The following is a 7487-nucleotide window of genomic DNA, read 5'->3' as shown; positions in this document are numbered from 1 at the left end:
TTGCTATCCTCCCGTTCTCCGGGGAACGCATGGCTTTCACTCGGCCTCCCCGGGAATACGCCGGTTGAAACGGTTCATCGCCATCACCAAGCCTTCCCGGAGAATCATTCGCACGGCCTCGGCGGCAGCTCGCTCCCCCTCGGCAAGGAGAGTTTCTTCTTCACCCAAGGGAACCCCCAAAACATAATCAGTCGCCGGTCCTGTCTCTGGGGGACGTCCGATACCCACCCGAACCCGGATAAAATCATTCCGTTCCAGATAGCTGACAATGGAATCCAGCCCACGGTGCCCGGCCGTTCCGCCTCCCTTTTTGATTCTGACCACACCAGGCGGCAGATCCAACTCATCGTGTACCACAATCAACTCACCGGCGACGTGGCGACGGGCTTTTACAAAGGCTCCAAGAGCCTCACCACTCAGGTTCATGAAGGTCATGGGCTTAAGGAGAATGACCGGGTTCCCCTCCAGAGCAACTGAGGCCTGAAGGGATCGGTCACCCCGCCTCCAACGCTCGGCGCCTTCCAAAAGCCGGTCGACCACCCGAAATCCGACATTGTGCCGGGTCAGCCGGTAACGGCTTCCCAGATTGCCCAAGCCGACAATGAGGGTCAAGCAATCCTCCTATACTTCCTCCTCTTCCTCACCGACTCTCTTGGGTTCGACAATCCCCTCTTCTTCGAGTGTCACTGCCTCTTCAACGACGGCACGCGGTGCGGCGACGAGGAGGATTACTTCGTCGGCATTCTCTTTGATCTCCACTCCCTCCGGGACAGTCAGATCCCGGACGTGCACCAAGTCGCCGATTTCCAAGGCGGTGATGTCGACTTCAATGCCCTCCGGAATGGCATCGGGCAGGCACTCAATCAACACCTGGGTGCTAATCTGTTCGAGGATTCCGCCCATCTTGACACCCTCGGCGTAGCCCTTGATGATCACCGGAACAGTCAGAGTCAGTTTCTGGTCAGTCCTTACCCCGTAAAAATCAATGTGCCAAATTTCCTCTTTACAGGGATTTCTCTGGACACTCTTGATTATCCCCTTCCTGACGCCGTCTGGCATAGCCAAGTCAAGAAGGTGATGAGTCACACCAGGGACCTGCATAACCCCGAGCAGCTCTCGGGTTTTTATTTTGACCGATAACGCCTTTTCCAGCCCGCTCGTCTGAGAATAGAGCACTCCGGGAATCCAGCCGCTCCGTCTCATTTTTCTGACGGCCGACTTGCCGTTCTCTTCTCTGGGTTCCAGATGAATGGTTGTCGTCTCTTTCTGAGCCATTGTCGTTCCTCCCATGTCATTACGCGGCCAACGTGCGCGTGCGTGAAAGCTCCATCATGTTACCTTGCTTGGGAATCGTCAGACAAACAGTTCGCTGACCGACAGTTCACCATGAATTCGTTTGATCGCCTCGGCGAATATTGGAGCGACGGACAGGATCTTGATCTTGCCACCGGCTCGCCGGTGCGCTTCCTCCTGGTTGAGGTGGATAGTATTGGTTACCAGGACTTCTGACAGGCAGGAGAACCGGATGCGTTCCAGAGCCAATTCGCTGAAAACAGGATGGGTCGAACAGGCATAGACTTCTTTCGCGCCTCGTTCCATCAAGGCGGTCACCCCTTCGACCAGGGTCCCCCCGGTATCGATCAGATCGTCCACCAGGATAGCCGCTTTCCCTTCCACATTTCCGATAACTCCCATCACCATCACTTCGGCAAAGGTCGGGCGGTATTTGTCGATAACCGCCAAGTCTACTCCCAAATAATTAGCGAAATTTCGGGCCCTGGCTGTCCCCCCCACATCGGGACTGACCACCACCAGGTCGGTCAACTTCTTAGAAAAAAAATACCGGGCTAAAAGAGGTTGGGCCACCAGGTTGTCCACCGGTATATCGAAAAACCCCTGGATTTGTCCGGCATGCAGATCCATGGTCAGCACCCGATCCACACCGGCAGTCACCAGGAGGTTAGCGACCAACTTGGCGGAAATCGGCTCACGACCCTTGGTTTTACGGTCCTGCTTGGCATACCCATAAAAGGGGATGACCGCGGTAATCCGCTTGACCGACGCCCGATGCATGGCATCGATCATGATCAGTAGCTCCATGAGATTATCGTTGGCCGGAGGGGATGTCGGTTGGACGATAAATACGTCGGCACCTCGGACGCTTTCCTCGATCTGAACCCGGATTTCCTTGTTGGAGAAACGACTTACTTCGGCACGGCCCAAGGGCAAATCCAGATACCAGCAAATCTCCTGGGCCAGGTGCTCGTTGGCTGTCCCACTGAAAATTTTCAAGTGTTGAGAGATTTCGTTGTATCCAATCATTTCGCTTCATCCCCCGCATGCTTTACCCGGTCAGCCCATCCTTCTTTGTTTTTCTGTCTGACCCGGCCTATTCCCAGAGCCCCGGGTGGTATGTCCCGGGTGATCGTCGAACCGGCCGCTGTATATGAGCCATCACCAATGCAAAGCGGGGCGACCAGCGAGTTGTTGCTCCCAATAAAGACCCGGTCTCCAATGGTGGTCCGGTTCTTTTGCACCCCGTCATAATTACAGGTAATGGTGCCGGCCCCGATATTCGTGTTTTTTCCGACCATGGCATCCCCCAGATAGCTCAGGTGTAGGACCTTGGTTTTCTCGCCGACAGCCGACTTTTTGATTTCCACAAAATTACCGATCCGGACATGGTCATGAAGATGGCTTTCCGGCCGTAGGTGAGAATAGGGTCCGACTTGGACATGGTCATCGATGACCGAATGTTCTACAACACTGAACTCGATCCGACATCCCCTCCCGATCTGACTGTCCACAATCCTGGTAAAGGGTCCGATCAAACTCCCAGCACCGATGACGCTTCTTCCTTCGACGACTGTTCCGGGGTACAGCCAGCAATCGGGTTTCACCGAACATTCCCAATCGACGTAGGTGCTCGCGGGGTCAATCATTTTTACCCCCTGCTCCAGCAGAGCACTGTTCTTTCGGTAACGCAGAATATTTAAAACCTGAGCATATTCAGTCGGGTTATTGACATTTTTAAATTCGTCCGACCAGGGGACCCGGTATACGTCCGGATGCACTCCTAACGCACGGGCAACCACCAGGCAGTCGGTAAGGTAATATTCATCCTGCACGTTCCTGCGGTCGATCCGGTCAAGGATCGCTCCGGCACTATTCCGGTGGAAGGCATAGATGCCCAGGTTGATCTCGGTCAGTGCCCGCTGTTCTGACGTGCAATCCCGTTCTTCGATGATCCGGACTGGCTCCTTTTTGGCGTCCCGCATGACCCGTCCGAATCCGGAAGGTTGCGACGTTTCCGAGGTCATGAGAACCAGGGGAGAACCGTGGATTTCAGTAAAGGCCATCAGGCCGTCCAGGGTGGCTTCCTCCAAAAGAGGCATATCCGAATACACCACCAGGACGTTGTCCACCTCCGGGGAGATATGTGAAAGGGCACACCGGAACGCATCGGCAGTCCCCCGGGGCTCCTCTTGAACAACCAGGCCGACGTTAGCACCGGCTGTTTGTCGGACGCTCTCCCGGTGGTCGGGTGAAATCACAGCCAAAACCTGGGAGAACCGGGGCATGCTGCTCCGGTCAAGTAAATACTTGATTAACGGCCTCCCCAAGGCAGGCAGGATAACCTTGGGAATGGCCGAAACCATTCGTTTGCCTTGACCAGCCGCCAGAATACAGAAACACCAACGATGCGCAGTCATATCCATCCCCTGTCAATAAACTAACCTACTCTGAACTCTTTACCACCTGTCCCTCGGAAATAACAAAACGCGACCGGCCAGTCGCGTTTCTCGAAATGACGTCCCTGATTCGTTACCTTTTTATACCACACGGAACTTCCAAGAAACCATGATTTCTGGCTGGGGCGGGAGGATTCGAACCTCCGAATGAGGGATCCAAAGTCCCTTGCCTTACCGCTTGGCCACGCCCCACCGTCACGATCTTCCGGAAAATGGGAAATGGGTGGGAAGTAGAAAAAAATTATATATAATTAGCCATGCAGTGTCAATTTCTGAGACTGATTATCGGAGCCGGCATTCGTCCGCCGCGGTTGATTAACCTCTTCCCGGAATAGGGGTTGATCTCCATAACCACCGTTTCTCCAAACAACCCCCCCCAGGATACCCAATCACCGGGATGTTTTCCCGGAACGGGTATAATCCGCACGCCGACCGTTTTCCCATTGATGACTCCGATGGCCATTTCATCGCCGATAATACAGGCCAGCGTCTCCGCCGAGGTGTCTCCGGGAACGGCGACCATATCCAGGCCTACCGAACAGACACTGGTCATGGCTTCGAGCTTTGCGAGGGACAAAGCCCCTATTCGTACCGATTCGGTCATTGCGGCGTCTTCGCTCACCGGGATAAAGGCCCCACTCAGCCCTCCTACTGAGGAAGAAGCCATAGCCCCTCCCTTTTTGCACGCATCGGTCACGAGCGCCAGAGCCAGCGTCGTCCCCCAGCCACCGCACCGCTCGACGCCCAAGGCTTCAATAATCTCGGCGACTGAGTCACCAACCCGGGACGTCGGCGCCAGGGAGAGGTCGACAATGCCAAAAGGGAGAGCGAGCCGCCGGGCAACTTCCCGTCCGATCAGTTCTCCAACCCGGGTGATTTTGAATGCGGTCCTCTTAATGATTTCGGCAATTTCCCCCAGATCCGCCTTCGGGTTTCGACGTATGAGTTCCGCCACTACGCCGGGTCCGCTGACACCCACATTCAGCGCCGCACCGGGTTCTCCTATCCCGTGAAAGGCGCCGGCCATAAATGGGTTGTCCTCCGGGGCGTTGGCAAACACCACCAATTTGGCGCATCCGATGCCCTGCCGCTGGCCGGTCAGTGCCGCCGTGTCGCGCAGTACCCTCCCCATGAGCAGGAGAGCATCGACGTTGATCCCGCTTTTGGTGGAGGCCACATTCACCGATGCGCAAATCCGCTCAGTCTCCGACAAGAGAAGAGGCAGGGCATGAATGAGTGCCAGGTCCCCCTCTGTGAATCCCTTGTGGACCAGGGCGGAAAACCCCCCCAAAAAATCGATCCTGATGTCCCGGGCCAAACCATCGATTGTCTGTGCTCCGGCAACCAAGTCCTTTTCTCCTTCATCGCCCCGCAAGAGAAGGGAAAAGGGAGTGATAGCGATACGCCGGTTCACGACCGGGATCCCGTAAAGCTCTGAGACCTCATCGACTGTCTCACTGAGTCCTCCGGCAATCCGTCTGATTTTGTCCGCGACCCGGTGGACCGTTCCAGCAAATGTGTCTTGCCGGCAGTCACAAACGTTCATGCCCAGCGTGACGGTCCGAACATCAAGATTTTCAATTTCAAGCATCCGGAGGGTTTCCAGGATTTCCGAACGGTCAAAGAGCACAGAGAACCTCCCGTAATAATTAGATTCTGTGCATGGCCCGGAATACCGCAGCATGCTGGAGGTAGACATCGACCCCGATCTCGCGGCCTCGGTCGATGAGCCGCTCCCGCAATAGACCGGGCGAGAGATCGCTGTTCGAAACGTCGCCAACCAGGATCATGGTAAAATACTCACCTAATATTTTCTGGGTGATGTCTTCAATGTTGACTCCATGGTCCGCCAAGAGTCCCGTCACGGCGGCGATGATCCCCACGCGATCTTTGCCCACCACGGTGATGACCACTTTGTCTTGCCCGGCGGCCTGATCATTATCCGAAAAACTGTTGTGCAATGGGTTCTGTCCGGTGTTCATCTTTCACCCCCGCTTTACGCATTGCCAACTCTTTTTCCCATATCCTTCAACCTTTTCCGAACCTTTTCTCAATATTCCCCGCCTGTATGTGGGCCAGGCGGGTTGGCTCCGGAATCCGGTATTTCCCGGTCACCGCCATGGTCCAATCCACCGCCTGCCTCAGACCAATGCGGTGTCCCGGTGAAACGAACACCGGCTGGGTACCAGAGCGGGTGCGCACCGCGGCGCCCACCCGCTCCCCCCGATCCACAATCCAAGCAAATGCCCCACGTACGTTCCGGGGATTTTGATATGAACCGACCAGTGGTTTCTTGGCTATCCCGATGGCGACCAGGTCATAGAGCACCCCCAAGTGACAGGCCAAGCCAAAGCGGCGGGGGTGAGCCAAGCCTTGTCCATCAAAAAAAACGATCTGGGGAAAGTTCTTCAATCGGCCGAAAGCTTCCGTAATGACTGGTCCTTCCCGGAAGGACAAATAACCGGGAATATAGGGAAATAAAGACTTTCCCCGAGAAACCACCAGTTCTTCGACCGCCAGAGAGGGATAGGAAAGAATGACGATACCGGCACAGGCGCATCCCTTCTCAGGATAGGAGACGTCGACCCCGGCGATCCTCCTCACCGCCTCCCGGCGGAAGGGAAAACGCCAAGACATCCTGGAGCGTAATTCATCCTGGATTTTTTTTGCTTCGGAAAGTTCGACATCAAAGGGATATTGTAAAAGTTTTTCCATTAAAAACATTTCCGAGCACCGGCGGCACGAATGCTTTCCCGGCTAATTCGGAGATATGAGATTCAGGGGACTCCGGCTGGGGGATATCTTTTCCAGAGGAAAAGACAAAACGCTTGGAATTTCAGCCGCACACTTCGAGTTCGATCGTTTTCGTCAGGATGTCAGCATAGTTGAAGGACACCCGTTGGCAGGAGCCGTCAAGATCCATTTTCAGGGTAAAGAAAAAAGGATAGGTCATTTCGACGACCCCTTTTCGGACGACGGTCTTTTTCCGGCCCCTGTTGACTTCGACGACGACTTCCTTCCCGATGATGAGCGTGACATAATTTTTTATCTGACAAACATCTTGAACAAGCAAGATTGCATCATCCCAATAAGCGTTTTTCCCCATTATACACGCCGAATCTTAAAAAAGCAACAAAAGCAACCTAACCCGACTTAGCCGGAACCAATAGGATTTATGAACCCCATGTCGAATAACTGTGCCATCATGTAGCGACGTGGGGGGATGTACGATGTCACTTACCGAGCGTTACAAAGACAAGACTAAAGGAGTACTGGCCTGCTACGATCGGATTGTGATCCAGGGCAGTATTCCGGGGCTTTGTTTTGACGGCGGAATGACTTCGTACCTATATCAAAACACCATCAAAATCTTCGACTGCCCGGATTGGGCCGATACCTTGCGCAAAGAACTTCGCTTGGCATGCCGAACGGATAGCCAAGGAAAACGGACCGGAGATTGAATTCATCCGTAGAATCGACCCCTTCTGAACTTACAGAGCCAGCGACTTCGCTTCACCGGCAGGGCCAGGTATTTCCGTGCGGCTAGTTTTTCCAACAACTGTTGGCAGGAGGAAATTTTGTACTGACCGGTGGGGGTCAACCAAGGCAGGTTTTCACAGACGGTTCTCGCCAGTTCTGCGGCTCAGTTGGGGAAAGAAGCGCACCAAGAGTTTTTTTTGTAGGTCGTTTAAACCCCCACCGTTCATGGTTCTTGAAAATCATGCGTCAGTTCTG

Annotated in this window: 9 protein-coding genes and 1 tRNA gene; 1 reads left to right on the top strand and 9 read right to left on the bottom strand. The window is 54.4% G+C overall.

Annotated elements, in window-relative coordinates:
• Positions 1-36: 36 nt before the first annotated feature.
• From pth to VLH40_04025, 9 genes are all read right to left on the bottom strand, one after another.
• A complete protein-coding gene (gene pth / locus VLH40_04065) occupies positions 37-612 on the bottom strand; it encodes an aminoacyl-tRNA hydrolase (GenBank protein ID HSV31183.1) in 576 nt (191 codons plus the stop codon).
• A 9-nt stretch (positions 613-621) separates the two neighbouring features.
• Positions 622-1275 carry a 50S ribosomal protein L25 gene (locus VLH40_04060; protein HSV31182.1) on the bottom strand — a complete coding sequence of 218 codons (654 nt, stop codon included), beginning with the start codon at positions 1273-1275 and terminating at the stop codon, positions 622-624.
• A gap of 78 nt (positions 1276-1353) precedes the next feature.
• Entirely contained in the window at positions 1354-2322 is a 969-nt protein-coding gene (locus VLH40_04055) for a ribose-phosphate pyrophosphokinase (protein HSV31181.1), read from the bottom strand.
• The gene (glmU, locus tag VLH40_04050) at positions 2319-3713 is read right to left on the bottom strand and encodes a bifunctional UDP-N-acetylglucosamine diphosphorylase/glucosamine-1-phosphate N-acetyltransferase GlmU (GenBank protein HSV31180.1); all 1395 of its coding nucleotides are present in this window, start codon (positions 3711-3713) and stop codon (positions 2319-2321) included. The genes VLH40_04055 and glmU overlap by 4 nt, the downstream gene beginning before the upstream one ends.
• 156 nt (positions 3714-3869) lie before the next feature.
• Positions 3870-3944, bottom strand: a tRNA-Gln gene (locus VLH40_04045).
• 73 nt (positions 3945-4017) lie between these two features.
• Positions 4018-5382 (bottom strand): PFL family protein, encoded by a 1365-nt coding sequence (locus VLH40_04040; GenBank protein HSV31179.1) that lies wholly within the window; start codon positions 5380-5382, stop codon positions 4018-4020.
• A gap of 19 nt (positions 5383-5401) precedes the next feature.
• On the bottom strand, positions 5402-5734 hold the full coding sequence (locus tag VLH40_04035; protein HSV31178.1) for an ACT domain-containing protein: 333 nt from the start codon (positions 5732-5734) through the stop codon (positions 5402-5404).
• Positions 5735-5780: 46 nt separating this feature from the next.
• On the bottom strand, positions 5781-6467 hold the full coding sequence (gene nfi / locus VLH40_04030; protein HSV31177.1) for a deoxyribonuclease V: 687 nt from the start codon (positions 6465-6467) through the stop codon (positions 5781-5783).
• A 121-nt stretch (positions 6468-6588) separates the two neighbouring features.
• Positions 6589-6825, bottom strand: a complete 237-nt coding sequence (locus VLH40_04025; protein ID HSV31176.1) for a Veg family protein — start codon at positions 6823-6825, stop codon at positions 6589-6591.
• Between the two features lie 157 nt (positions 6826-6982).
• Between VLH40_04025 and VLH40_04020 the strand changes: the two genes are divergently transcribed.
• Positions 6983-7213, top strand: a complete 231-nt coding sequence (locus VLH40_04020) for a hypothetical protein (protein HSV31175.1) — start codon at positions 6983-6985, stop codon at positions 7211-7213.
• Positions 7214-7487: the final 274 nt, after the last annotated feature.

It is taken from the genome of Atribacteraceae bacterium, from assembly GCA_035477455.1.
Taxonomy (GTDB): Bacteria; Atribacterota; Atribacteria; order Atribacterales; family Atribacteraceae; genus DATIKP01.
The sequence above is the reverse complement of the archived record's forward strand: the minus strand, read 5'-3'. Positions and strand labels throughout refer to the sequence as shown.

Coding starts and splice junctions, on each gene's coding strand:
- VLH40_04060 (HSV31182.1), bottom strand. CDS start 1,275: ATGGCTCAGAAAGAGACGACAACCATTCATCTGGAACCCAGAGAAGAG.
- VLH40_04055 (HSV31181.1), bottom strand. CDS start 2,322: ATGATTGGATACAACGAAATCTCTCAACACTTGAAAATTTTCAGTGGG.
- glmU (HSV31180.1), bottom strand. CDS start 3,713: ATGACTGCGCATCGTTGGTGTTTCTGTATTCTGGCGGCTGGTCAAGGC.
- VLH40_04035 (HSV31178.1), bottom strand. CDS start 5,734: ATGAACACCGGACAGAACCCATTGCACAACAGTTTTTCGGATAATGAT.
- nfi (HSV31177.1), bottom strand. CDS start 6,467: ATGGAAAAACTTTTACAATATCCCTTTGATGTCGAACTTTCCGAAGCA.
- VLH40_04020 (HSV31175.1), top strand. CDS start 6,983: ATGTCACTTACCGAGCGTTACAAAGACAAGACTAAAGGAGTACTGGCC.